This is a genomic window from Pseudomonas fluorescens (assembly GCF_001902145.1).
GTDB classification, from domain to species: Bacteria; Pseudomonadota; Gammaproteobacteria; order Pseudomonadales; family Pseudomonadaceae; genus Aquipseudomonas; species Aquipseudomonas fluorescens_BV.
This window is the reverse complement of the sequence record NZ_MRST01000025.1, coordinates 446609-470316: the sequence shown is the minus strand read 5'-3', so window position 1 is coordinate 470316 and position 23708 is coordinate 446609. Positions and strand designations below refer to the sequence as shown.

Annotated in this window: 21 protein-coding genes; 6 read left to right on the top strand and 15 right to left on the bottom strand. The window is 63.0% G+C overall.

What is annotated here, in order from left to right; translation table 11 throughout:
• Positions 1 to 4: 4 nt before the first annotated feature.
• Positions 5 to 694: an alpha/beta hydrolase gene (locus BUE92_RS18485; protein ID WP_073525569.1), complete on the bottom strand. Its 690-nt coding sequence runs from the start codon at positions 692 to 694 to the stop codon at positions 5 to 7.
• Positions 695 to 916: 222 nt separating this feature from the next.
• Here BUE92_RS18485 and BUE92_RS18480 point away from each other — a divergent pair, with 222 nt between their 5' ends.
• Positions 917 to 1756, top strand: a complete 840-nt coding sequence (locus BUE92_RS18480; RefSeq protein ID WP_073525568.1) for a DNA/RNA non-specific endonuclease — start codon at positions 917 to 919, stop codon at positions 1754 to 1756.
• A gap of 3 nt (positions 1757 to 1759) precedes the next feature.
• Here BUE92_RS18480 and BUE92_RS18475 read toward each other — a convergent pair whose 3' ends face one another.
• The gene (locus BUE92_RS18475) at positions 1760 to 1978 is read right to left on the bottom strand and encodes a hypothetical protein (protein ID WP_073525567.1); all 219 of its coding nucleotides are present in this window, start codon (positions 1976 to 1978) and stop codon (positions 1760 to 1762) included.
• A gap of 232 nt (positions 1979 to 2210) precedes the next feature.
• On the opposite strand from BUE92_RS18475, the gene BUE92_RS18470 reads away from it, so the two are divergent.
• The gene (locus tag BUE92_RS18470; protein WP_073525565.1) at positions 2211 to 2654 is read left to right on the top strand and encodes a DUF421 domain-containing protein; all 444 of its coding nucleotides are present in this window, start codon (positions 2211 to 2213) and stop codon (positions 2652 to 2654) included.
• Positions 2655 to 2789: 135 nt separating this feature from the next.
• Positions 2790 to 2939, top strand: a complete 150-nt coding sequence (locus BUE92_RS28520; RefSeq protein ID WP_178380724.1) for a hypothetical protein — start codon at positions 2790 to 2792, stop codon at positions 2937 to 2939.
• A gap of 152 nt (positions 2940 to 3091) precedes the next feature.
• Here BUE92_RS28520 and BUE92_RS18465 read toward each other — a convergent pair whose 3' ends face one another.
• The 10 genes from BUE92_RS18465 to BUE92_RS18420 form a co-directional block, all read right to left on the bottom strand.
• Complete coding sequence (locus BUE92_RS18465; protein WP_073525563.1) at positions 3092 to 4432, bottom strand: c-type cytochrome; 1341 nt, start codon at positions 4430 to 4432, stop codon at positions 3092 to 3094.
• Between the two features lie 16 nt (positions 4433 to 4448).
• Positions 4449 to 6686, bottom strand: coding sequence for a xanthine dehydrogenase family protein molybdopterin-binding subunit (locus BUE92_RS18460; protein ID WP_073525560.1), 2238 nt, complete (start codon positions 6684 to 6686; stop codon positions 4449 to 4451).
• A complete protein-coding gene (locus BUE92_RS18455) occupies positions 6686 to 7144 on the bottom strand; it encodes a (2Fe-2S)-binding protein (protein WP_073525558.1) in 459 nt (152 codons plus the stop codon). The genes BUE92_RS18460 and BUE92_RS18455 overlap by 1 nt, the downstream gene beginning before the upstream one ends.
• 756 nt (positions 7145 to 7900) lie before the next feature.
• A complete protein-coding gene (locus BUE92_RS18450; protein ID WP_073525556.1) occupies positions 7901 to 8656 on the bottom strand; it encodes an ABC transporter ATP-binding protein in 756 nt (251 codons plus the stop codon).
• Positions 8650 to 9684, bottom strand: coding sequence for a FecCD family ABC transporter permease (locus BUE92_RS18445; protein ID WP_073525554.1), 1035 nt, complete (start codon positions 9682 to 9684; stop codon positions 8650 to 8652). The genes BUE92_RS18450 and BUE92_RS18445 overlap by 7 nt, the downstream gene beginning before the upstream one ends.
• Positions 9681 to 10820, bottom strand: coding sequence for an ABC transporter substrate-binding protein (locus BUE92_RS18440; protein WP_073525551.1), 1140 nt, complete (start codon positions 10818 to 10820; stop codon positions 9681 to 9683). The genes BUE92_RS18445 and BUE92_RS18440 overlap by 4 nt, the downstream gene beginning before the upstream one ends.
• 20 nt (positions 10821 to 10840) lie before the next feature.
• A complete protein-coding gene (locus BUE92_RS18435; protein ID WP_073525548.1) occupies positions 10841 to 13204 on the bottom strand; it encodes a TonB-dependent receptor in 2364 nt (787 codons plus the stop codon).
• Positions 13205 to 13303: 99 nt separating this feature from the next.
• The gene (locus BUE92_RS18430; protein WP_073525545.1) at positions 13304 to 14272 is read right to left on the bottom strand and encodes a FecR domain-containing protein; all 969 of its coding nucleotides are present in this window, start codon (positions 14270 to 14272) and stop codon (positions 13304 to 13306) included.
• Positions 14273 to 14788, bottom strand: coding sequence for a sigma-70 family RNA polymerase sigma factor (locus BUE92_RS18425; protein WP_073525544.1), 516 nt, complete (start codon positions 14786 to 14788; stop codon positions 14273 to 14275).
• 36 nt (positions 14789 to 14824) lie between these two features.
• Complete coding sequence (locus BUE92_RS18420; RefSeq protein ID WP_073525543.1) at positions 14825 to 15997, bottom strand: MFS transporter; 1173 nt, start codon at positions 15995 to 15997, stop codon at positions 14825 to 14827.
• Between the two features lie 109 nt (positions 15998 to 16106).
• Here BUE92_RS18420 and BUE92_RS18415 point away from each other — a divergent pair, with 109 nt between their 5' ends.
• Complete coding sequence (locus BUE92_RS18415; RefSeq protein WP_073525542.1) at positions 16107 to 18272, top strand: TonB-dependent receptor; 2166 nt, start codon at positions 16107 to 16109, stop codon at positions 18270 to 18272.
• A 9-nt stretch (positions 18273 to 18281) separates the two neighbouring features.
• Here the strand turns inward: BUE92_RS18415 and BUE92_RS18410 are convergent, their stop codons facing one another.
• Complete coding sequence (locus tag BUE92_RS18410; RefSeq protein WP_073525541.1) at positions 18282 to 19211, bottom strand: LysR family transcriptional regulator; 930 nt, start codon at positions 19209 to 19211, stop codon at positions 18282 to 18284.
• Between the two features lie 108 nt (positions 19212 to 19319).
• Between BUE92_RS18410 and BUE92_RS18405 the strand changes: the two genes are divergently transcribed.
• Together BUE92_RS18405 and BUE92_RS18400 are read left to right on the top strand one after the other, a co-directional pair.
• Complete coding sequence (locus tag BUE92_RS18405) at positions 19320 to 20819, top strand: CoA-acylating methylmalonate-semialdehyde dehydrogenase (RefSeq protein ID WP_073525540.1); 1500 nt, start codon at positions 19320 to 19322, stop codon at positions 20817 to 20819.
• A 173-nt stretch (positions 20820 to 20992) separates the two neighbouring features.
• Positions 20993 to 21769, top strand: coding sequence for an ABC transporter substrate-binding protein (locus BUE92_RS18400; RefSeq protein WP_073525538.1), 777 nt, complete (start codon positions 20993 to 20995; stop codon positions 21767 to 21769).
• 124 nt (positions 21770 to 21893) lie between these two features.
• Here BUE92_RS18400 and BUE92_RS18395 read toward each other — a convergent pair whose 3' ends face one another.
• Positions 21894 to 22520: a helix-turn-helix transcriptional regulator gene (locus BUE92_RS18395; protein ID WP_073525535.1), complete on the bottom strand. Its 627-nt coding sequence runs from the start codon at positions 22518 to 22520 to the stop codon at positions 21894 to 21896.
• Positions 22520 to 23653: an NAD(P)/FAD-dependent oxidoreductase gene (locus BUE92_RS18390; protein ID WP_073525533.1), complete on the bottom strand. Its 1134-nt coding sequence runs from the start codon at positions 23651 to 23653 to the stop codon at positions 22520 to 22522. The genes BUE92_RS18395 and BUE92_RS18390 overlap by 1 nt, the downstream gene beginning before the upstream one ends.
• Between the last annotated feature and the right edge of the window lie 55 nt (positions 23654 to 23708).

Sequence of the window (23708 nt, the reverse complement as noted above, 5' to 3'; positions counted from 1 at the left end):
ATCACTACAACGAACGCGCCGCCTTATCGATAAACGCGGCGACCTCTACCGGCCTGGACGCCAGGGAAGCGTGGCTGGCATCCAGGGTGATGGTCTCCCGAGCGCCCAGGCGTTTGGCCATGCGCACCTGATTGTCGGGATGGATCATGCGGTCCTGGCTCGAAATCTGGTACCAGGACGGTTTGTTCTTCCACGCCGGGTTGCTGATCACATCGCCAAAGGTGCTGGCCAGCGGGGCCTTTTGGGTGACGCCCATGACCTGGCCTTCTTGCCGGGGCAAGTCCTGGCAGAAGCTGTCGTGGAATTGTTCAGGCTTGACCCACAGATAACCGTCGCTATCGGGGGCCAGGTTGGGGGCGGCTTCTGGCAGATGTTCCTGGGTGATGCCGCCTGGGCTTTCGCCGTCATCGGGGGCGAATGCCGCGATGTACACCAGGCCTGCGACATTCGGTTCATTACCCGCCTGAGTGATGACGGCGCCGCCATAGGAATGCCCCACCAACAACACCGGGCCTTTGATTTGCGCAACCATCTTGCGGGTACGCTCGGCATCGTCGGCCAGCGAGGTCAGCGGCATCTCCACCGCATGCAAATCGGTATAGCCCTTGTTGTGCAGCTCGATAATCACCCGATTCCAGTGCGCCGCACCGCCCCAAAAACCATGGACCAAGACAATTGCCGGTTTCTCACTCATGTGTAAGTTCCTTGTGCATTGATGAGGTGGTGCTATCGCCAGCCAATGGGCGGCGTTATGGATAGCACAGTTATGGGGCGCGAAGGGGTTACGTTTGTCGGCCTGGTTGCGGTCGTTGTTTAGAAATGTTTATGTGATCCAATGGTTATTTCGGCTTGCGCAGGAAGCGCATCGGCCGAGGCCATTCAGTCTTTTAAAAGATTCATCCCAAGGAGTAACACCATGCAAGGAAGCACATCGTTAAAGTACCTGGCGTTTTCGTTGATCCCGTTGATGGCCGCCTGTACCACGCCCACACGCCAGTCCGCCGTCCTCCCTGCGCCACCCTTGCCGCTCGATAACTGCGCGGTCGGCTGCCCCACCGGCGGTAGCCCAGTGACGTTGAACCGCCAGGCCTACACGCTGAATAATAATGGCTCGACCAAGTTTGCCAATTGGGTGTCCTACAAGATCACCAAGGCCACCGCGGCCAGCGGGCGCTCCCGTGACTGGCGCACCGACCCGGATATTCCAGCCGGGGAAACCCTGGACCCGGTGGATTACAACGGCGCCAACGTCGCGCTAAAAATCGACCGTGGGCATCAGGCCAATCTGGCGTCGATGGCGGGGGTGGCCGACTGGCAAACACTCAACTACCTGTCGAACATCACCCCGCAAAAGGCCGAGCTCAACCAGGGGCCGTGGGCGCGCCTGGAAGACCAGGAACGCAACCTCAGCAAGGAGCCAGGCGTCGATCAGGTGTATGTGGCTACCGGGCCGCTGTATGAGCACTTCGTCGGCACGTTGCCGGGCACGAACAAAGTGCACACGATCCCCAGCGGCTACTGGAAAATCATCTTCATCGGCAGTTCGCCGCAAACAGGCCTGTACGCCTCGTTTGTGATGAACCAGGAAACCCCCAAGGGCGCAGATTTCTGCGATTACCAGGTCACCGTCGACCACATCGAAGAGCGCTCCGGGCTGACGTTCTGGAGCACTTTGCCGCAAGCGTTGCAAGCCACGCTGAAAGCCAAGCAGGGCCAGTTGCCGAGCCGGATAGGTTGTAGCCGAACCAAAGCCTGAGGTTTAGTCGGCACACACTAATGAGGGCCTGCGGCTGCTGTTCTTGCCCAGGCGCTCATGTGTGGCTGGGTCTGTGGCCTGTTCACGCAGTGCTGCTTCCAGCGCTTGCAAATGCTTGGACAGGATTTTCACCGACCCACCCGGGTTGGCCGGGTCAAAGGGAATCCGGCCATTGGCAATCAACACCATGGCCAATTCCCAGGCGCGTTGTGAGTCGTTCATGACAGGGTTCCTTCTTCAGCGTGATCGGTATAGAGGTGTGACCCGCTTCAAGCGCCCCGGTCTCCATTGGTTTGCTGTCGAAATTTCGATCATTTCAACGATTCAGTTGCGCTGGAACCATCATCTTTTTAGATGGTGACTGGGAAGTGTCGAAAGAATGAACCTGAGCGGCGCGGTGGTCACCTAATCCGTATCAATCGGTGTTTCCCATTCAATATTCCGAGGGGCAACCATGGACTCTGTGCTGCGGGCTGTGGCGATCTACCTGGTGCTGCTGGTGCTGTTCAAGGTTGCCGGCAGGCGCACGCTGGCCGAACTCACCACCTTCGACCTGGTGCTGTTGATGGTCATCGGCGAAGCCACCCAACAGGCGTTGCTGGGCGAAGATTTCTCGATGACCAATGCCGTGCTGGTCATCGCCACCCTGATTGCCATCGACATTGGCTTCTCGCTGGTCAAGCAGCGTTCAGCCTGGTTCGCACGCGTGCTCGATGGCGGGCCAACGGTGCTGGTCGAGCAAGGCCAGGTGCTGCATAAACGCCTCAAGCATGCGCGCCTGGATGAGGGCGACATTCTCGAGGCGGCCCGGTCCAACCACGGGCTTGTCGAGATCAAGCAGATCCGCTTTGCGATTCTTGAGCGCAATGGGAAGATCTCGGTCATCCCGTTTGAATAAAACGCGGGCTCCATTCGTCAGCCAAGGGTCGGTTTTTTGAACGCACGCGCCGCGGTACCAGACAGATAGATCATGGGCGGACGAATGTTGCTTTCGTCACGCGGATATCCCCCACTCGCCAGCAGGTGAATCATCATGAAGAAGCTCTATATGTGCCTGGGCCTGTGCAGCGCGTTCTTGCTGCACGGCTGTTTTGACAACGCCGACAACGCCACTAAAGACAACAACAGTGGTACCCAGTCGTCGGTGCAGATGCAGGAAGGCAAGGCGGACGAGAACAAATAAGCCGTCCATCCAGCCGACGCTTATCTCACTGATACACATCGCCCGAATGTGGGAGCTGGCTTGCCTGCGAATGCATCCACTCGGTTTACCTGAGGAACCGAGGTGTTTGCATCGCAGGCAAGCCAGCTCCCACAGGGGATCGCGGCGACCGGTCAACGCATATGCAGGATGATCGGGCTACTGCTCGCCGGGTCAGTATGCCCGCGCAACTTGCCCACGGCCTTCGCATCGACTGCGTCGCCGTGGTTGCCCCAGGTACCGCGCACGTAGCTCAGCACGTCGGCAATTTCCTGGTCGGACAGTTGCTCACGAAACGCTGGCATGCGGTAGGCGTCCGGCAGGCCGGCGGTAACCACTCGTTGCGAGCCGTTGAGGGTGATGTTGATCGCGGAGGCGTTTTCCTTGGCCAGGGCCGAGGTGGCGCCGGCCAGGGGCGGCATCCAGTCGGGCTGGCCTTTGCCGTCGAGGCCATGGCAGGAGGCGCAGCGTGTGGCGTACGTGTGGGCACCGGGGACATCCGAGCGCGCCGTTACCGGCTGATATTGCCAGGGGCTGCCGTCGCGCTGCGGGTCGCCGGGCAATGACTTGAGATAGCGAGCGATCGCGGCCAGGTCATCGTCCTGCATGAACTGCGTGGAGTTGTTGAAGGCTTCGGTCATCGAGCCGTAGACCACCGCATGCTGGTTGCGACCGGTCTTGAGGAACTGCACGATCTGTTCCTCACTCCAGCGCCCCAGGCCGGTGTTGTGGTCCTGGCGCAGGCTGGGCGCGTACCAGCCGTCGAGCAGGGCACCGGCAAGGAATGGCGCGCCGGATTCGTCCAGGGCTTTCTCATTGAAGGCCAGCCCGCGTGGCGTGTGGCAACTGCCGCAGTGGCCGGGGCCTTGGACGATATACGCGCCGCGGTTCCACAGCGCGTCCTGGCCGGGCTTGGCGGCATAGGTCGCGGTGGGTGCAAACACACCGTTCCACAGGGCGATGGGCCAACGCAGGTTGAGCGGCCAGGGAATGTCGCTGGGGATATTAGGCTGGTTGGCCGGTTGCACGCCTTTCATGAAAAACGCGTACAGCGCCTGGATGTCGTCGTCGCTGAGCTTCACATACGACGGGTAGGGCATGGCCGGGTAGAGCCGTCGCCCACCCGGCGCTACGCCGTGGCGTACGGCGCGGTCGAAGTCGGCCAGGCTATAGGTGCCGATGCCATGCTCGCGGTCGGGGGTGATGTTGGTGGCGTGGATCGCCCCCAGCGGCGTGGCCATTTCCAGGCCACCGGCGAAAGGCTGCTTGCCGGCCAGGCTGTGGCAGGCCACACAGTCACTTACCCGCGCGACGTATTCGCCGCGACTGACCAGTGCAGGGTCGAAACTCGTGGCCTGTTGCGCTTCAAAAGGCGAGGCAGGCTCGCGGGTGACATACCAGGCCAACAGGCCGGCGGCGACCAAGCAGGGCAGCACCAGCCACCCTGCGGTTCTTGCGAATCGGCGGTTATTCATGGGCATTCCCTGTCGGTTAGCTGAAGGTGTAGCGGCTCAAAGGCAGACTGCGGATGCGCTGGCCGGTCAATTGCGCCACGGCATTCGCCACGGCGGGGGCCACGGCCGGCAACGGCGGTTCGCCGATACCGCCCATTTTTTCTCCGCTCTCGACGATCTTCACGTGTACCTGCGCCATGCGCGAAGGCGGCAGCACCGGGTAGAGATCGTAGTTGCGCGCCCGTGGCTTGCCGTCCACGTACACCGCTTCCTCCAACAGGGTTTGCGACAGGCCCAAGGCCACGGCACCGTTGACCTGCGCCTCGACGATCGCCGGGTTGACGACGCTGCCTGGGTCAATCGCTTCCCAGATGTGATGAACCTTGACCTGGCCGTTCTCGATCGACACTTCAGCCACCACCGCCGCATGGGAGCCAAACGGCGAGGCCATGGCTACGCCGCGTGCACGGCGGGTGCCGTCTTCGGCGGTGTAGGGCCCACGCTTCCAACCGCCGGACAGCTCGCCGGCCGCTTGCAACAGCGTGGTCAGGCGCGGGTTGTCGCGCAGCAGGTGCAGGCGCAGTTCATAGGGGTCATGGCCGCCTTTGTCGGCCAACTCGTCCAGGAACGCCTCGTAGAAGAAGTCATTGAGCGAATTGCCCACCGAACGCCAGTAACCGAGCATGGCCGGGCCCTTGACGTAAATCTGTGCGATGCGTTTGTTCGGGATCGCGTAGCTCTTGCCCGACAAGCCTTCCAGGGCGGTAGGGTCGATGGCATCGCCCTGTTTGCCGGCGATGGCTTCGGTGGGTCCTTCGGTGGCGCTCACGGCTTCGATGGCCACGGGCAGGCCTTTGTCATCCAGCGCGGCGCGGAACTTGACCACAGCGACGGGGCGCAATACATCGCGCACGAACTCTTCTTCACGGCTCCAGATCAGCTTGATCGGGCGGCCGACCGCCTTGGCCAGCGCAATGGCTTGCGGGTAAGGGTTGGCGGAGTCATACAGGAAGTGCCGGCCAAAAAAGCCGCCCAGCAGCGGTGAGTGCAGGGTGATTTGCTCAATGCTCAGACCGGTGCGCTTGGCGATGTCGGCGCGAAACATATCCGGCGCCTGGTTGGGCAGCCACACCTCCAGCGTACCGTCGGGGTTAAAGCGTGCCAGGGCTGAAGGCGGTTCCAGCTGGGCATGGTTGAGGTACTGGTTGTGGTAGGTGGCGTCGACACGGGTCTTGGCGCTGGCCAGTGCGCCGGCCACATCGCCTTCGTTTTCGTCATCGCGGGCCGGGCCCTGCTGGGCGGCGAGGAAGTCGCGGTACTTGTCGCTGGAAAAATCCGCTGGCATCGCCCGCACGGTGGAGTCGGCGGCAGCTTCAAGCCATTCCACCTGGATGGCTTCGACGGCCCGCTTGGCATGCCACCAACGTTCAGCTACCACAGCTACGGCGCCGGGCAGGGTGTGAACCGAATGCACGCCTTTCATGGCTTGCACCTGAGCCTGGTTGCGCAGGCTGCCCACGGTCATGCCCAGGCGCGGCGCATGCTGGACGGCCGCGTGGAGCATGCCGTCGATTTTCAGGTCGATGGTGTACTGCGCCTTGCCGGTGGATTTGTCATAGGCATCCAGGCGCTTGACCGGCTTGCCGATCCAGCGGAACTGGCTCGGGTCGCGCAGGGTAATGCTGGCCGAGTCGGGCACCGGCATATCCAGGGCGCGTCCCGCCAGTTCGCCGTAGCCCAGGGAGCGACCGGACGCGGCGTGCACCACGCGACCGGGCTGGGTGGTCAGTTGGGCCACCGGCACACCCAGCTGCTCGGCGGCAGCTTGCATCAGCATCGCGCGGGCGAGGGCGCCGAGGCGGCGCATGGTGGGGTAGCTCATGCGCACCGACATGCTGCCGCCGGTGATGCGCATGCCATTTTCCATCACCACGTAAGCTTCCCCAGGCGGGGCCGCTTCGACGATGAACGTGGCCGGGTCGGCATCCAACTCTTCACCGACGATCTGCGCCATGGCGGTGTGGGTGCCTTGGCCGCCTTCCATGAACGGGCTGAGCAAGCGCACGCTACCGTCGGGGCGAATCTCCAGGAAGGCGGGCACCTGAGTGCCGCGTTCAGCAGCGGCAGCGGTCGCGGCTTGCACGCGGGAGGTGCCCAGCGGCAAGCCGAAACCGATCACCAGCGCGCCCACGGCGGTGCTGGCCAGGAAGCGGCGACGGGACAGGTTGATCGGTTCGCCCAGGGTGACGCCGGGAATGATCTCGTTAGTGTTCATCAGGCGGTCTCCTTCCCGGCGGCCAAGTCATCCATGGCGGCATAGATGGCGTTGTAAGTGCCGCAGCGGCACAGGTTGACCATCGCCGCGTCGATCTGCGCCTTGGTCGGCGCGGGGGTGTGCTTGAGCAGCGCGGTGGCCGCCACCACCTGACCGGACTGGCAGTAACCGCATTGCGCCACTTGATGTTTGACCCAGGCTTCAACGACCCGCTTGCCCACGTCATCGGCCTCGACGGCCTCGATGGTGGTGATCTCGCGACCGACCACCCCGGCCACGGGCGTCACGCAGGCGCGCACCACGTTACCGTCCACCAGCACCGAACAGGCGCCGCACTGGGCCAGGCCGCAGCCGTATTTGGTGCCGGTCATGCCCAGGTTATCGCGGATCACCCACAACAACGGGGTGTCGGCGTCGGCATCGACCTGATAGGCCTTTTGGTTGATACGTAATTCCATGCGGGCTCACCTGCTGATCATCGGTTGGTGGTGCTTTTTCTTATCAGGGACGTGCGCGGTGGCATGCCCTGGTGTCGCTCGTGGGCGACGGGATGTGGCGGCGGGGTTGAGACGGTATTTCATCTTGGCCGCGCGCGCATTGTTGGACTCTAGACCACGGCGCAAGGGGTATCTATGCCGGTAGGCAATAAGTCGGAGGATCAGGCAAGTATTCGCGAGGATTGAGCTATAGAAACAGTGGCGCGATGCGCGATTTTGGCTGATGTACCGCGATCCCTGTGGGAGCTGGCTTGCCTGCGATGGCGGCCTGCCAACCGACACCTAACTACCTGAGGCACCGCGATCCAACTGTGGGAGCGGGCTTGCTCGCGAAGGCGGCCTGACAGCCGGCCGGGATGTTGGATCTGACCGCGTACATATCCATTCCTGCGGTAACGGCCACCTAGGGTTCCGCTTTTACAGCGGCTCACTTTTGAAAAGCGCAAAAGTAAGCAAAACGCTCTTGCCCCACCACTCGGCACCTCGCCTAGGCTCGGTGTGCCCGAACGCAGGCTTGAATCCATGGGCCGCCGCCACGCGCCATCCATGGCGCGGGGCGGCTAACCCGGCGTCCTGCCGGGTTACCCACGAATTCAAGCCTGCGTTCGGCCAGCGTGGTTTAACGGGGCGCCTAAGAGCAAAAGCAGATCAAAAGCAGAGCAAGATCAAGAGCGGCTCGCTTCGCATCGTGGATACCCATGCTTTCGCATGGTCTATTCACACAACCCCATCAACCAGAATATACGGCTGCCCACGGCTGCAGTATTCAATGCGTGCCTGTACCTGGTAAACCTCGCGCAGCATCGCTTCGTTGATCACCGCATGGCTCGGCCCGCTGCCCTGGGCCGTGCCGTCGGCGATGACCAGTGTCTGGTCGGCAAAGCGTAGCGCCTGGTTAAGGTCATGCAGTGCGATAAACACAATCACCTCGCGCTTGCGCGCCAGGGCGCGCATGAAATCCAGTACCTGTACCTGGCGATGCATATCGAGCGCGCTGGTGGGTTCGTCCATCAGCAGCACATCGGGTTCGCGCACCAGCGTCTGGGCGATGGACACCAGTTGTTGCTGCCCGCCGCTGAGTTCACCCAGGTTGCGAAAGGCCAGGCCGGTGATGCCCAGGGCGCTGAGCATTTCGTCGACCAGCGTCAGCTCATCGTCTTGCACCACCCACCCCGGCGTCAGTTGTTTACGCGCCAGCAGCACCGATTCGTACACCGTCAACCGGGCGCTGGCGTTCAGCCCTTGGGGCATGTAGCTGATGGCTTGCGCTCCTTTTTGCGAACCCTGCAGCAGCACCTCGCCCGGCCCGTCGAGCAGCCCGGCCATGCGCTTGAACAAGGTGGATTTGCCGGCAGCGTTGGGCCCGACCACCGCCACCACCTGGCCGCCGACAAAGGCTGCGGTGCTCACGCCGCGGATGATGGTGCGCTGGCCGTAGCAGGCGCCGAGGTCTTTCAACTGGAGACTTACCATGAGTTTTTCTTCCCGCCCAGGATCAGGGATATAAAAAACGGCACGCCGATCAGTGATGTGACCACGCCTATCGGAAAAATGGCCCCCGGAATCAGGGTTTTGCTGACCACCGAACTGGCCGACAGAATCAATGCACCGGTGAGCAGCGAGGCGGGCAGGAAGAAACGCTGGTCCTCACCAATCAACATGCGCGCGATGTGCGGGCCCACCAGGCCGATAAAGCCGATGGTGCCGACAAAAGCGACCGGGAATGAGGCGAGCAGGCTGACCATGACCAGCGTTTGAAAGCGCAGGCTGCGCACGTTGATACCGAAGCTGGCGGCCTTGTCGTCACCCAGGCGCAGCGCGGTCAGGGCCCAGGCGCGTTTGGCGAAAATCGGCAGGGTAACCAGGATGATCAGGCAGATCACCCCAAGCTTGGGCCAGGTGGCTTTGGTCAGGCTGCCCATGGTCCAGAACACCACGGCCGCCACAGCTTGCTCGGTGGCGAAAAACTGCACCAGGGCCAGCAGCGCGTTGAAGGTAAAGACCAGGGCAATGCCCAGCAGCACGATGGTTTCGGCCGTCACCCCGCGACGCAGGCTCAAGAAGTGGATCAGCAGTGCCGAGAGCATCGCCATGATGAACGCGTTGACCGGCACCATGTACTGCGCTGCCAGCGGAAACAACGCCACACCGAACGCCAGGCCCATGGCCGCGCCGAAACTGGCGGCGGCGGAAATGCCCAGGGTGAAGGGGCTGGCCAGCGGGTTGTTGAGGATGGTCTGCATCTGCGCCCCGGCCAGGGACAACGCGGCGCCCACGGCGACCGCCATCAGTGCGACGGGCAGGCGGATGTCCCACATCACCACACGCACCTGCGGCGCGGCGTTGTCCGGCGAGAACAGGGCGCCGAGCACTTCGCTGAGGCTGTAGCGCGCCGGGCCCAGGGCCAGGTCGAGCAGCACACTGCACAGCAACAGCAGCGCCAGGGCCACGAGGATCAGGCGTTTGCGCACTACCAGGCTGCGGTAGGTCGGGGCGCTCATGGCTTGAGGCTCACGAAGTAACCCGGTTCATAAGGCACGGGCAGGAAGCGTTCGTGCAGTTCTCGAAACGCAGCGTCCGGGTCCAGGTCGGCGAACAGGTCAGGATGAAACCATTTGGCCAGTTGCTGGATCGCCACAAACTGATACGGGCTGTTGTAGAACTGATGCCAAATGGCGTGGAAGGCTTGCGGGCCCTGGGCCTTGATGCCGGCATAGGCGGGGCGCCGGGTGTACCACGCGAGCTTGGCTCGGGCTTGGGCCATGTCGGCACCCGGCCCCACGCCGACCCAATGCCCGCCAGGGGCAAACGCCTCCCAATTGGCGCTGGTGACAACGACCTGGTCAGGGTTGGCCACGATCACCTGTTCGGGGTTCAACTGGCCAAAGGTGGTGGGAATAATGTCTTTGGCGATGTTGTCGCCGCCGGCCATCTGCACGAACAAGCCGAAGTTTTCATTGCCGAAACTCAGGCAGCAGTCATCGGTGTAGCCACCGATACGCTCGATAAACACTGACGGGCGCGCCGGTTGCTGCGCCGCAATCACGTCGGTCACGCGGCGGATCTGCTGGTTGCGAAACGCAATAAACTCCTCGGCCCGCTGCTCTTTGCCGAACAACTGGCCGAACAGGCGCATGGTCGGCTCGGTGTTGGTCATCGGCTGGTTGCGAAAGTCCACGTACACCACCGGGATGCCCAAGGCATCGAGCTTCTCGATATAGCGCGCGTCTTCGGTGGCATGTTGCGCCTCGATATTGAGGATGATCACGTCGGGGCGTTGCGAGATGGCCTGCTCGATATCGAAGGTTCCGTCTTCAAAGCCGCCGAAGGTGGGGATCTTGGCGATGGCGGGAAACTTGCGCAGGTAAGCGTTATAGGTGTCCGGGTCGGACTGGATCAGGTCCTTGCGCCAGCCAACGATCCGTTCAATCGGGTTGTGCGTGTCCAGCGCAGCCACCAGGTACAGCTGGCGGCCCTCGCCAAGAATCACCCGCTGCACCGGCAGCGTGACCTTGACCTGGCGTCCGAGCAGATCGGTGACGGTGGTCAGCGCCGCCATGGTTGGCAGGCTTACCCCCAGCAACCCGGTGAACAGCAGCGCCGCTAGAAGGTGGCAACGTCGAACAATGCAGATCATGAATCAAGCCCTTGCAGGTGTCAGAAATCGACCGTGGCCGAGAGGAGGAGGGTGCGCGGCGAGCCTTGGGAGAACGCGCCGTAGGAGGCGACGCCCGACCAGTACTCGCGGTCGAACAGGTTCTGCACCGTGGCGCGCAGAGTGGTCGGGTGCTCGGCGATCCGCGTGCTGTAGCGTGCGCCGATGTCGAAGCGGGTCCACGCATCGAGCTGTTGGGTGTTGGCCTGGTTGACGTACTGGCTGCCGGTATAAATCGCCCCTGTGGTAAGCGTCAGGCCCTCGACCCACGGGGTGTCCCATTCGGCCCACAGGTTGGCTTGCACGTCGGGCACGCCCACCGGTGTGTTGCCGGTGTTGGCGGCAATGGCGGTGTGGGTCAGTTGTGCATCCAGCAGGGTCACGCCACCAAGCAGGCGCATGCCGTGGGCGACTTCGCCAGACACATTGAGCTCCAGGCCACGGTTGCGCTGTTCGCCCTGTACCGAGAAGCGCCCGGCGGCCAACTCGCCGCTGGGCTTGTGGATCTGGAACAGCGCCAGGGTCGACATGAATGTGCCGTAGTCGACCTTGACCCCGACCTCATGTTGTTTGGACACGTAAGGCGCAAACACCTCACCGGCGTTCGCGGCGTTGGAAGGCGCCACGTCACCCTTGCTCAGGCCTTCGAGATAGTTGTAGTAGAACGCCACATGCTCCCAGGGCTTGAGCACCGCGCCGAACAGCGGCGTGATCTTGCCATCGTCGTAGGTGCTGGTGGCCACGCCTGCGCTGTTGTAGTTGCTGGACTGGATACGCTGCTGGCGCAGGCCGACGGTGACTTGCACACGCTGGTCGAGCACTGACAAGGTGTCGGCGATGGCCACGCCGGACAGTTCACTGGCCGATACTGTCGGCGTGGCGGGCTTGGCGATCACGGGCTTGGGCCGGTCGACCGGGTGGTAGAGATTGGACAGCACCGGTGCCCCGGAAATAATCCCCCGTGACAGCTCGTCGCGATAACGGCTGGCCTGCACGGTGCTGCTGTGGCTGATGGGCCCGGTCTCAAAGCGCAGCCGTGCACCGGCGTCGACCGTGTAGCGCTGCACGTTGAAACGGTAATAACCGGGGATTGACGAGGTGTCGCCGGCAGCGTTGACGATGGTCGGCGTCTGGTCGGACATACGCGCCACTGCCGACCTGCCGCCCCCGGCATGGGCGAACAGCGTGATGGCGTCGGTGAGGTCGTATTCGCCGCTGAGCAGGGCGGATTTATCTCGCGTGCGCGACCAGCCCCAGTCCTGGCTGACGTTGGTGCGGCCGTTGGCGGCGCTGGGGAGGTCGACGCCGGAAGCAATCAGGAAGGGGCGCGACGCCGCGTCGAGTGTCTCCTGCTGGGAGATCAGGTCGAGGCTGGTGCGCAGGCGTTCGCCCTGGTAGTCCAGGGACAGTGCGCCAATGCCGACATTGCGCGACTGCTGGTCAATCACTGTGTCACCGTTCTGGAGGCTGGCGTTGAGGCGTACGCCGAAGCGGCGCTCGTCGCCAAAGCGCCGGCTGATATCGAGGTGGTTGCCGAGCTGCGCGTCCTGGGTGTAGCTGGCGGTGTAGCGGGTCAGGTCTTCGTCCAGGGAACGCTTGGGCACCACGTTGATCACGCCGCCTACGGCACTGTTGGGCGACATGCCGTACAGCAGCGCACCGGGGCCTTTGACCACTTCGATACGCTCGGCGTAGTCGGTAAACACCCGGTAGTTGGAGGCCACCCCGTACACGCCGTCGAACGCCAGTTCTCCCAGGTTGCCTTCACCCACCGGGAAACCGCGGATGAAGAACGAGTCGACAATCCCGCCCGTCTGCCCGGTGGAGCGCACCGAGGAATCACGCTCCAGCACATTGCCCACGGTGGTTGCCTGTTGGTCCTGGATCAGCGCGGCGGTGTAGGTGCTGACACTGAAAGGGGCATCCATCACGTCCGTATTGCCCAGCATGCCCAGGCGCCCGCCGGTGGCTACCTGGCCGCCGGCATACAGCGGCGGCAGGTCGTTGGTGCGTTGCTCGGTGGCGCTGACGGTGATGTCCGAAAGCGTGACTTGGCGCGGCACCAGGGTGTAACTGCCGTCGCTGCGCTGCACCATTTCCAGGCCACTGCCGGCCAACAGGTGGGTAATGGCGTCCTGGGGCGAGTAACGGCCGGATAATCCCGGGCTGGTCAGGCCTTCGGTGAGTGCCGGGAGGAATGACAGCGCAATACCGGCGTCCACGGCAAAGCTCGACAACGTGGCGCCGAGCGGGCCAGGGTCGATGTGGTAGGCGCGCACCGTCATCCTGTCCCATTGCGCCGGCACGTCCGCCAGGGCGGCACCGGCCAGGGCCAGGCTGAGCAGCGCGCTGCGAATCACAAGCATGGAGGGCAGCCCTATGGACGGGAGGGGAAGAGGTTTGAGTGTTTGCCAGCCGAGCGCGAAAAAAGTATCACCCGTGCCGACATTTATTTTTGCGCCGCCTCAAGCCGGCGACAGGCTGACCCAATAGCCATTCAAATGGCCGCTGGCGCGCACCGGGTAGGTCTGCACCAGCATGTTCAAGGTGCGCTGGGTATCGGCAATGGGGAAGGCCCCGGAAATCCGCAGGTTGGCAATGGCCGGGTCGTAGCGCACGAAGCCGCGCCGATAACGGGTCAGCTCAGCGACGAAGTCTGCCAGGCGCATGTTGTCGGCCATCAGCATGCCTTGGGCCCAGGCACTCACATTGCGGTCGGCGGGGCTGAGCGCGCCGAACTGTTGTGCGGAAAAATCCGTGCGTTGCCCGGCGTTGACGATCAATGGCGCGCTCTGGCTATTGTCGGCCAGCATCACGTTGACCGCGCCCTCAAGCACCGCCAGATGCGTGCGTGCGCCTAGTTCGCGCACAGTAAAGCGTGTGCCCAGGGCCTGCATATGGCCCTGGCGGGTGTTCACCCGAAACGGGCGGGATGGATCCTGTGCGGTCTGCACCAGTATTTCGCCTTCACGCAGGCTCACCAGCCGCTGCTGGCTGTCGAACCGTACGTCGATGGCGGTCTCGGTGTTGAGGGTCAGGCGCGAGCCGTCGGCCAGGGTCAGTTCGCGGCGCTCGCCGACGCGGGTGCTGTAATCGGCGGTCCATTGCTGGGACTGCACCAGCTTCCAACTGCCCCAGCCCGCCGGCATCACCGCCAGCAACAGCGCCAGTTTGCCCAAGGCTGCGCGGCGTTGTGGGCTGCTCGGGCGGTCCAGCGCCGACATCGCCAGGGACGGCGGCAGGCCACCAAGCTTGCTTTGCAGCAATTGCGCGCGCGCCCAGGCACGGCTGCGCTCGGGGCTGCTGACTTTCCAGCGCTCCCACTCGGCGCGTTCGCTGGCGCTCAGCTCGTTCTCGCTCAGGCGCATCAGCCACTCGGCGGCTTCTTCCAGGGCGTCGGTGGGCAGCGGCGGCTCCTTGCCCAGGTTGAGCACTTATTCCACCCGCATCAGGCACTGGACGAGTGCCTGTTTCATGTAGCGCTTGATGGTGATCAGCGACACGTCCAATTGCTCGGCGATGTCCTGGTATTTGAGGCCGTTGAGCTGCGAGAGCAGGAACGCACGCTTGACCAGCGGCGGTAGCGCGTCGAGCATCGCGTCGATTTCGTGCAGGGTCTCCAGCACCAGAAAGTGCGCTTCCGGCGACGGCACCTCGTGGGCCGGCACGCTGGCGAGCGCTTCCAGGTAAGCGCGTTCCAGGGCCTTGCGCTGGTACCAGTTGACCAGGATGCCCTTGGCCACGCAGCTCAGGTAGGCGCGTGGCTGGTCGATCACCGTAACCTGTGAGGCCAGGATGCGGGTGAAGGTGTCCTGGGCCAGGTCCGCCGCATCCATGGCATTGCCGAGTTTGCGTTTGAGCGTGGCGTAGAGCCAGCCGTGATGGCCGCTGTACAGCGCCTCGATTGCGCGCAGGTGAGGGGTGTTATCGGCGGGAAGGCTTTCGCTCATGGCGCGCAACCGTGCAATTGAGAAGTATTCCCAATGCTAAGTGCAAACCCGTCGGTTGCGCAACGCGAGAATCGCAATCAGCGCCATGGCATACGCCATACACACAAACAGGTAGGTGTACGCCAAGCCATAGACCTGGCTGAGCAGGCCGCCGGCGCAGATACCCACAATGGAGGCAAATTGCGCGGTGCCTTGGGCGATCCCCAGCACATGGCCCTGCTGCGCGCTGTCGGCAGTCTTTGAAACCAGCGCCATGAGTACCGGCGTGGTCGCACCCAGCAACACGCCCCAGACAAAGTAGGCGATCACAAACACCAGTGGGTTGCGGGTGAGGCCGGCGAGGGCGGTCAGCGCGATGCAGCCGGCCACCACCCAGGAAAGGCGGCGCAAGCTGTCTGCCTGGCTGCGACCTTCGAAGTGGCGCGCCCAGGCGGTCGCCGACAGGATAAAACCCAGGGCCAGCAAGCCATAGCACAGGCCGACCAGGGCGTTGCTGACGGTGAACGTCGTACTCACATACAGCGCGAACGAGGTCTGCGGCAGCATCCGCGCCAGCAGCAGAATGCCCATCACCGTCAGCAGCGGCAGCAAGGCCGAGGCCTGCCAGGTGCCGCCCGTTGACGCAGCCGTGGTTTTCTTAACCGGTGGCACGTTCGGCAAGGTCAGCGCTGCAATCACCGTGCACACCGCGCAGAGCGCGGCGGCGCTGAGGTTGATCCAGAAGAACGTCGCATGATCGAGAATCAAACCGCCGAGCACGGCGCCGAGCAGCGAGCCGACGTTGGTGGAAATCTGCAGCAGTGCGAACAGCCGCGCGCGCCGTGACGGCACCTCGATACTCACGCCATACGCCTGGGCCGGGGCGATGTAGCCGGCACAGGCGCCTTGCAGAAAACGCAGGGCGAGGATCGCCCAGAGGTCGCTGAACAGTGCCAGCCCCAGTTGCGTCAGGGTCAGGCCCGCCAGTGCGCGAATCATCATCAGCTTGTGGCCGTAGCGATCGCCGATGCGGCCCCAGAATGCGCTGGTCAACAGGATGCCGAGCATCGGCCCCACGTACACGGTGATGCTGGCGAAGCTGAACAGCGTGTCGGAGTCAGTCAGTTGGCGTAAATGCACCGGCCAGAACGGCCCGCTCATTTCCATGGCGCCCATGGACACAAGCTGGATCGTGAACAGCAGGGCAATCAGGACACGGGTGGGTGGCATGGAGCTGTCTCGCTAGGTAAAAAAAGTCGCGGCAGGGGTGATACTTTTTCACGCGTCGACTGGCATCAAGCGTAATTCTCACTTCACTTGATCAAAGGGCCCTGACGTCATGCCTGTTGCCAGCCGGTTAACCCTCGCTATTCGTACCGCCCTGTTGCTGGCTGCTGCCAGTGGCAACGCCTGGGCCGCCACCGCCGAGTCAAGCGGCGACAGCGCGCAGAGCCTGACCCTTGACGCGACGAACGTCAACGCCCGCTATCTGGGCCCCACCGACCTGCCCGAGGTGCTCGCCGGTGGTCAGGTGGCCCGTGGCGCGCGCCTGGGCATGCTGGGTAACAAGGACGTGATGGACACGCCGTTCAGCGTGACCAGCTACACCGCCAAGACCCTCGCCGACCTGCAGACAGTGACCGTGGCCGATGCCTTGGAGCGCGACCCGTCGGTGCGTTCTACCGGGCAGACCGGCGGTATTGTCGACTCGTTTTTCGTGCGCGGCTTTGCGATTGGCGAGGGCAACCTGGGCGAGTTGGCCTATGACGGCGTGTATGGGGTGGCGCCCAACTACCGCGCCTTCACCGAGTACGCCGAACGCGTTGAAGTGCTCAAGGGGCCGGGGGCGCTGATGTACGGCATCTCGCCCAACAGCGGCGTGGGCGGGGTGATCAACATCGTGCCCAAGCGCCCGCTGGACCAGGACCTGACCCGCTTTACCGGCAGTTACGCGTCCGATACCCAAGTCGGCGGCCACCTGGATATCAGCCGACGCTTCGGTGAAGAAAACCAGTTTGGCGTGCGCTTCAACGGCAGCCTGCAAGGGGGCGACACGGCCGTGGACGATCAGCATCGCGACGTGGGGGTGGGCGCCATTGCCCTGGATTATCGCGGTGAGCGGCTGCGTCTGAACCTTGACTACATCAGCCAGAAAGAAAGTTTTGAAGGCGCCTCGCGGCCGTTCACCATCGCGCCGAACGTACAGGTGCCTTCGGCCCCCAATGGCCGCACCAGCCTGCCGCAGAAGTGGGGCTGGTCGGACACCAAGGAGCAGTCGGCCTTGCTCGGTGGTGAATATGATCTGAGTGATTCGCTCACCGTGTTCGCCCATGCCGGGGGCGGCCGGTCGGATGTCAAGCGCCTGTCGGACCAGGTGCCGCGCATCCTCAATGATGCTGGCGACACCAGTAATATTCCGGGCTACTACAAATTCAACGTCGACCGTTCCACCGCCGATGTGGGCCTGCGTGCGCAGTTCGCCACCGGCCCGGTCACCCACACCACCACGCTGATGGCGACCCGTTACCAGGACGAGCTGTCTCGCGGCATCAACAACGGCACCGAAATCCGCTCCAATATCTACCACCCGGTGGACACGCCCAAGCAAAACCTGCGGGCGCCGAAAGTGCTGCGCATCTCCGAATCTGAGCTGTCCGGCGTGGCGCTCACCGACACCCTGGGCTTTCTCGATGAGCGCATCCAACTGACCCTGGGCGTGCGTCGCCAGGACATCGAGTCGCGTAACTACAACGCCGCAGGCTCGGTGAGTTCGCGCTACAAGGACGCTGCGACCACACCCTTGGTGGGCGTGGTGGTCAAGCCCTGGGATGACGTCTCGCTCTACTACAACTATGTCGAGGGGCTGAGCAAAGGCGATATCGCGCCGGGCACGGCCAGCAACGCCGGTGAAACCTTCGCGCCTTATGAGTCCAAGCAGCACGAACTGGGCGTGAAGTATGAACACGGCACCTTCATGACCACCCTGGCGTTGTTCCAGATCGAAAAGCCCAGCGGCGAATTGGGTGCCAACGGGGTGTACTCGGTGCAAGCCGAGCAGCGCAACCGTGGCGTCGAGTTGAGCGTCTACGGTGAAGTGGCGCCTGGCACGCGCTTGATGGGCGGCGTGACCTTCCTCGACGGCGAGCTGACCGAGTCGGCTACTGCCGCCAACCGAGGCAACAAACCGGTCGGCGTGCCCGACATCCAGGCCAACCTGTGGGCCGAGTACGACACCCCGTGGCTGGAAGACTTTACCCTCACCGGCGGCGCGATCTACACCGACAGCCAATACGTCAACCAGGCCAACACCCAGGAACTGGACGCCTGGACGCGCATTGATGCCGGCGTACGCTATGCGACCAAGATAGAAGGGCGGCCCACCACCTTGCGCGCCACCGTGCAGAACGTATTTGACCGCGAGTACTGGTCGGGTGTGGCGTCTTACGGCGCCTTCTCGCCGGGCTATCCGCGTACCTTGCAGGTGTCGGCGACGGTGGATTTTTAACCCTGGCGCCTAGCGGAACCCACCCGAGAGCTTGTCCTTCAGATAGTTGACCAACGCGCTCACCGACTTGGGCACATGGGGCGAGTAAGGCCGAATCAGATAAATTTCATCGGCAAACGCGCCCTTGAGGGTCCAGTCCTTGAGCACCTGCACCAACTGACCAGCGGCCAGCGCCGCCTGGGCGCTGAAGTCCGGGAGCAGGGCGATGCCCAGGTGGTTGAGCGCCGCGTCGCGCAAGGCCTCGCTGTTATTGGTGGCGAAGCTGCCGGCGATGGGCACGGTGAGGCGCTCGAGGGGTTGGCTGCCGCGTTCGAAAGTCCAGGCGGGCTGGTCGGTGCCCCGCGGATAAAACAGACAGTTGTGCGCCGCCAGGTCGCCAGGCTCGCGAGGTTCGCCGTGGCGTTGCAGGTAATCTTGGGTGGCGACCAGCACCGAGGTGGTGTCGCACAGCTTCCATGCCACATGGGTTTCGGGCACTTGGAAGCCGTGGCGCACCGCCAGGTCGTAACCCTCGGCGGCCAGTGAGCTCAAGGCATCGGAGACGTCCAGTTGGATACGCACCTTGGGGTACTGCTGCAAAAAGCCGGACAGGTGCGGCACCAGTTGTTGCCGGGCGAAGGCCACGGGAGCGGTCAGGCGCACCAGTCCACGGATTTCTCCCACCGAGTCGCGCACCGAGGAAAAACCGCGGGCGATCTGCGCGTAGGCGCTGCGCACTTCGCGGGTCAATGACAGCCCCGCGTCGGTCAGCCGCACGCTGCGGGTGGTGCGCGTCACCAGGCGCGTGCCGGTGGCTTTTTCCAGATCGGAAATGCGCTGGCTCACCGCCGATTTACTCACCCCCAGGCGCGCAGCGGCAGCAGTGTAGGTGCCTTGTTCCTCCAGCACCGACAGCCAGTGGATGTGGGTCCACAGCCCTTCGATCTCAGTTTTTTCCATGGCTGTATTGTTCGCATATAAGGACAATAAGTTCTGGATTCTGCTCTGGTTAGGAACAAAGTGAAAGCCTATCGTGTGGTCCAACGCTACCCACCTGGATCGCCTGCCATGACCGCAACCATCGAGCACTACATCAACGACCAGCGCGTAAGCCGCGATGACCGTTATCAGGACGTCTACAACCCGGCCACCGGTGAAGTCACCGCGCGCGTGGCCCTGGCCAGCCGCCAGACGGTGGCCGAAGCCGTCGCCGCCGCCCAGGCCGCGTTTGCCGGCTGGGCCGACACCCCGCCGATCCGCCGCGCCCGGGTGTTGTTCCAATACCTGCACCTGCTGCGCGAACGCAAGGACGACCTGGCGCGCATCATCGTCGCCGAGCACGGCAAGGTCTTCACCGATGCCCAGGGCGAAGTCGACCGTGGCATCGATATTCTAGAATTTGCCTGCGGCATTCCCAACCTGCTCAAGGGCGAACATTCCGACCAGGTCTCCCGTGGCATGGACAACTGGACGATGCGCCAGCCGCTGGGCGTGGTCGCCGGCGTGACGCCGTTCAACTTCCCGGTGATGGTACCGATGTGGATGTACCCCATCGCCATTGCAGCGGGTAACACCTTCATCCTCAAGCCCAGCCCCACCGACCCGAGCGCCTCGCTGTTCATGGCCGAGCTGCTGCATGAAGCCGGCCTGCCCAAGGGCGTGTTCAACGTGGTGCAGGGTGATAAAGAGTCGGTGGATGCGCTGATCGAACACCCGGACGTCAAGGCCGTGAGCTTCGTCGGGTCCACGCCGATTGCCCAATACATCTATGAAAGCGGCGCCCGCAACGGCAAGCGCGTGCAAGGCCTGGGCGGGGCGAAAAACCACATGGTGGTGATGCCCGACGCCGATATCGACCGCACCGTCGATGCATTGATGGGCGCCGCCTATGGCAGTGCCGGCGAGCGTTGCATGGCGATCTCGGTGGCGGTGCTGGTGGGTGATGTCGGTGACAAAGTCATTGCAGCCTTGACCGAACGCGCCAAGACGCTGCGCATCACCGATGGCCGCGATTTGAAAGCCGAGATGGGGCCGATTGTGTCGAAGGTGGCCCTGGAGCGCATCAGCGGCTATATCGAGCAAGGCGTACAAGCCGGCGCGCAGTTGTTGCTCGATGGCCGTGACTATGTGCCCACCGAACCCGGCCTGGAAAATGGCTTCTGGCTGGGCGCGACCTTGTTCGACCATGTGACCCGGGACATGAGCATCTACCGCGAAGAGATCTTCGGCCCGGTGCTGGCCTGTGTGCGGGTTAACGATTTTGCCGAGGCAGTAACGCTGGTCAACGACCACGAGTTCGGCAACGGCGTGAGCTGTTTCACCCGCGATGGCAACATTGCTCGTGAGTTTGCGCGGCGCATCGAAGTGGGCATGGTCGGTATCAACGTGCCGATCCCGGTGCCTATGGCTTGGCACGGGTTTGGTGGCTGGAAGAAGAGCCTGTTCGGTGACATGCATGCCTACGGCACCGAGGGGGTGCGCTTCTACACCAAGCAGAAGTCGATCATGCAGCGCTGGTCAGAGAGCATCGAGCAGGGCGCGGAGTTTGCGATGCCGGTGTCCAAGTAGCGGTTAAGCGGTGCTGCAGGATCTGATGTGGGAGGGCTCAAGCCCTCCCACATTTTTTTGCCTGTTGACGGATAAACACATAAAAGTCCAGTATGGAATTATAAGTACAAAATCAGCGCTGCACGTTTTTCTTCACTCTTGCCAAACCAACAACAACTTGCGAGAACCCCCTCATGAAGAAACGCCACCTCCTTCCCGCCCTGGCCTTGAGCCTGTTCGCCTCCAGCCACCTGCTGGCCGCCGAGAAAACCCTGCGTATCGGTATCGAGGCGGCTTACCCACCGTTCGCCTCCAAGACCGGCGACGGCAAGATCGTGGGTTTCGACTACGACATTGGCAACGCCCTGTGTGCGCAAATGAAGGTCAAGTGCGTGTGGATCGAAGGGGAGTTCGACGGGCTGATTCCGTCCCTCAAGGTCAAGAAGATCGACATGGCGTTGTCGTCCATGACCATCAACGAAGACCGCAAGAAGTCGGTGGATTTCACCCACAAGTACTACTTCACCTCGTCGCGCCTGGTGATGAAGGACGGCGCCGTGGTGGATGACCAGTACGCCAGCCTCAAGGGCAAGAACGTCGGTGTACAGCGCGCCACGACTACCGACCGGTATGCCACCGAGGTGTTCGAACCCAAGGGCATCAACGTCAAGCGCTACAGCAATAACGAAGAAATCTACATGGACCTGGCAGCAGGGCGCCTGGATGCGATCTTTGCCGACACCATTCCCCTGAACGACTTCCTGTCGATGCCGCGCGGGCAGGGTTATGCCTTTGTCGGCCCGGAGCTCAAGGACCCGAAATACGTGGGTGAGGGTGCCGGCATTGCAGTACGCAAGGGCAACGGCGAGTTGGTCAGCGAATTGAACGCGGCCATCGACGGCATTCGCGCCAGCGGCGAATACCAGAAGATTTCACAGCAGTACTTCAAGGCCGATATCTACGGCGACTGATCCGATCGGATCTAACTCGTGTAGGAGCGAGCTTGCTCGCGAAGAACTTTAACGATAACGCGTGCATTCTGGATAAACGCGGTGCCTGAGAGTTCTTCGCGAGCAAGCTCGCTCCTACAACTGATCAAGCCTTCAATTCTTTCAAATGCTTGTAGACCGTCGCCCGCCCCATGCCCAGCACATTGGCCACATAGTTCGAGGCGCTCTTGCCCTTGAATGCGCCTTCGGCGTGCAGCGCCAGCACCAGTTCGCGTTTGTGGTCGCGGGTCAACAGGTTCAGGCTCAACTGACGCTCGCGCAGCCAGGCATGCAGGAAGGTGTTGATGCGTTCCTGCCAGTCATCGCGAAACAGCGCGTCCGGCTGTGCGATCAGCTTGCTCGGCGACAGGAACAAATCCAGCGCCGCCTTGGCCGTTTCGAACATTGAAATATTCAGGTTGATGCACAACACCGCCAGCCTGTGCCCTTTGTGGTCGTGCAGCACGGTGCTCAGGCTGCGGATTTTCTGGCCGTCCCAGTTGAGCTTTTCGTAAGGGCCGATATTCACCTCGCTGACGTCACCGTCGAGCATGTCCTCCAGGGACGAGTCGTCACCCAGGCTGCGCTTGGACAGGTTATTGGCGATGTAATCCACGGTTTGCGTGCGCAGGTCATGCAGCACCACTTCTGCATGGGGAAAGAACAGCGTGGCGATTGCATCGGCAATCGCGCGGAAGTTCTGCATGACCTTGTCGTGTTCGGCGGTGTTCATCAATGGGGCTCCAGGCGGACGGGGGAGAGCATACCAGCGTCCAGGCCGAACCGGGTCAGTGCCTCCGGCAGCGGTTCGCCGCGCACCAGGGCCGCGCTTGCCTGGCCCATGGCCGGTGAGGTCTGGATGCCGTAGCCGCCCTGAGCTGCCACCCAGTACAGCCCCGGTACTTGCGGGTCAAAGCCCGACAGCAAATCACCGTCCTGGACAAAACTGCGCAGCCCGGCCCAGGTGCGTGTCGGACGGCGGATGGTCAGGGTGGTGGCTTCCTCGATCTGGTAGATGCCCATGGCGATGTCCAGTTCTTCGGGCTGCACGTCCTGGGGTTCTACCGGGTCGGCGTTGGCCGGCGAGCCGAGGAACATGCCGGCATCCGGTTTCATGTAGAACGCTTCGTCGAGGGCCACCAGCATCGGCCAGTCGTGGCTGTCCACGCCGTCGGGGCCAGCGAAGATAAAGGCCGAGCGGCGCTTGGGCTGCAAGCCGATGGACGCCGCGCCCGCCAGCCCGCCGATATGGTCGGCCCAGGCACCGGCGGCGTTGATGATGACCGGCGCGGTGAAAGTCGCATCCTGCGTGCGCGCCTGCCACAGGCCGTCGGCGTCGCGGCTCAAGCCCAGCACATGGCTGTCGGTGCGCACTTCGCCCTGGTTGCGGCGGATACCGCGCAGGTAGCCTTGATGCAGGGCGTCGGTGTCGATGTCGCAAGCGGTGGGGTCGTAGATAGCCCCGTGGACTTTTTCACGGCGCAGGATCGGTAGGCGTGCGCAGGCTTCATCGACCGTCAGACGCTGCACCTGCGCCACGGTGGCCTTGGCGCTCAGGTACTGGCTGTCGAGTTCGGCCGGGTCGCCGTTGAAATCAACGGTCATCTCGCCCCGGGGCGTCAGCAGGGGATGCTCGCAGAAGCCCGCGGGTGGGCTATCGAAGAAGGCCCTGCTGGCCAAGGTCAGCGCGCGCACTTGCGGGGTGCCGTACGCGGCGGTGTAGAGCGCCGCCGAACGCCCGGTGGAGTGATAGGCCGGGTGGTTTTCACGCTCCAGCACCAGGACCTTGCCATGCTGCGACAACCAGAACCCGGTGGACGCGCCGGCAATGCCGCCGCCGATGATGATGAAGTCTGCCTGGCGCATGAAGATCCCCTGAAATAAGCATTGTAGGAGCGAGCTTGCTCGCGAAAAACGTTAA

Coding starts and splice junctions, on each gene's coding strand:
- BUE92_RS18405 (WP_073525540.1), top strand. CDS start 19,320: ATGACCGCAACCATCGAGCACTACATCAACGACCAGCGCGTAAGCCGC.
- BUE92_RS18485 (WP_073525569.1), bottom strand. CDS start 694: ATGAGTGAGAAACCGGCAATTGTCTTGGTCCATGGTTTTTGGGGCGGT.
- BUE92_RS18420 (WP_073525543.1), bottom strand. CDS start 15,997: ATGCCACCCACCCGTGTCCTGATTGCCCTGCTGTTCACGATCCAGCTT.
- BUE92_RS18400 (WP_073525538.1), top strand. CDS start 20,993: ATGAAGAAACGCCACCTCCTTCCCGCCCTGGCCTTGAGCCTGTTCGCC.
- BUE92_RS18410 (WP_073525541.1), bottom strand. CDS start 19,211: ATGGAAAAAACTGAGATCGAAGGGCTGTGGACCCACATCCACTGGCTG.
- BUE92_RS18390 (WP_073525533.1), bottom strand. CDS start 23,653: ATGCGCCAGGCAGACTTCATCATCATCGGCGGCGGCATTGCCGGCGCG.
- BUE92_RS18425 (WP_073525544.1), bottom strand. CDS start 14,788: ATGAGCGAAAGCCTTCCCGCCGATAACACCCCTCACCTGCGCGCAATC.
- BUE92_RS18460 (WP_073525560.1), bottom strand. CDS start 6,686: ATGAACACTAACGAGATCATTCCCGGCGTCACCCTGGGCGAACCGATC.
- BUE92_RS18465 (WP_073525563.1), bottom strand. CDS start 4,432: ATGAATAACCGCCGATTCGCAAGAACCGCAGGGTGGCTGGTGCTGCCC.
- BUE92_RS18480 (WP_073525568.1), top strand. CDS start 917: ATGCAAGGAAGCACATCGTTAAAGTACCTGGCGTTTTCGTTGATCCCG.
- BUE92_RS18435 (WP_073525548.1), bottom strand. CDS start 13,204: ATGCTTGTGATTCGCAGCGCGCTGCTCAGCCTGGCCCTGGCCGGTGCC.
- BUE92_RS18470 (WP_073525565.1), top strand. CDS start 2,211: ATGGACTCTGTGCTGCGGGCTGTGGCGATCTACCTGGTGCTGCTGGTG.
- BUE92_RS18455 (WP_073525558.1), bottom strand. CDS start 7,144: ATGGAATTACGTATCAACCAAAAGGCCTATCAGGTCGATGCCGACGCC.
- BUE92_RS18440 (WP_073525551.1), bottom strand. CDS start 10,820: ATGATCTGCATTGTTCGACGTTGCCACCTTCTAGCGGCGCTGCTGTTC.
- BUE92_RS18475 (WP_073525567.1), bottom strand. CDS start 1,978: ATGAACGACTCACAACGCGCCTGGGAATTGGCCATGGTGTTGATTGCC.
- BUE92_RS18395 (WP_073525535.1), bottom strand. CDS start 22,520: ATGAACACCGCCGAACACGACAAGGTCATGCAGAACTTCCGCGCGATT.
- BUE92_RS28520 (WP_178380724.1), top strand. CDS start 2,790: ATGAAGAAGCTCTATATGTGCCTGGGCCTGTGCAGCGCGTTCTTGCTG.
- BUE92_RS18415 (WP_073525542.1), top strand. CDS start 16,107: ATGCCTGTTGCCAGCCGGTTAACCCTCGCTATTCGTACCGCCCTGTTG.
- BUE92_RS18445 (WP_073525554.1), bottom strand. CDS start 9,684: ATGAGCGCCCCGACCTACCGCAGCCTGGTAGTGCGCAAACGCCTGATC.
- BUE92_RS18450 (WP_073525556.1), bottom strand. CDS start 8,656: ATGGTAAGTCTCCAGTTGAAAGACCTCGGCGCCTGCTACGGCCAGCGC.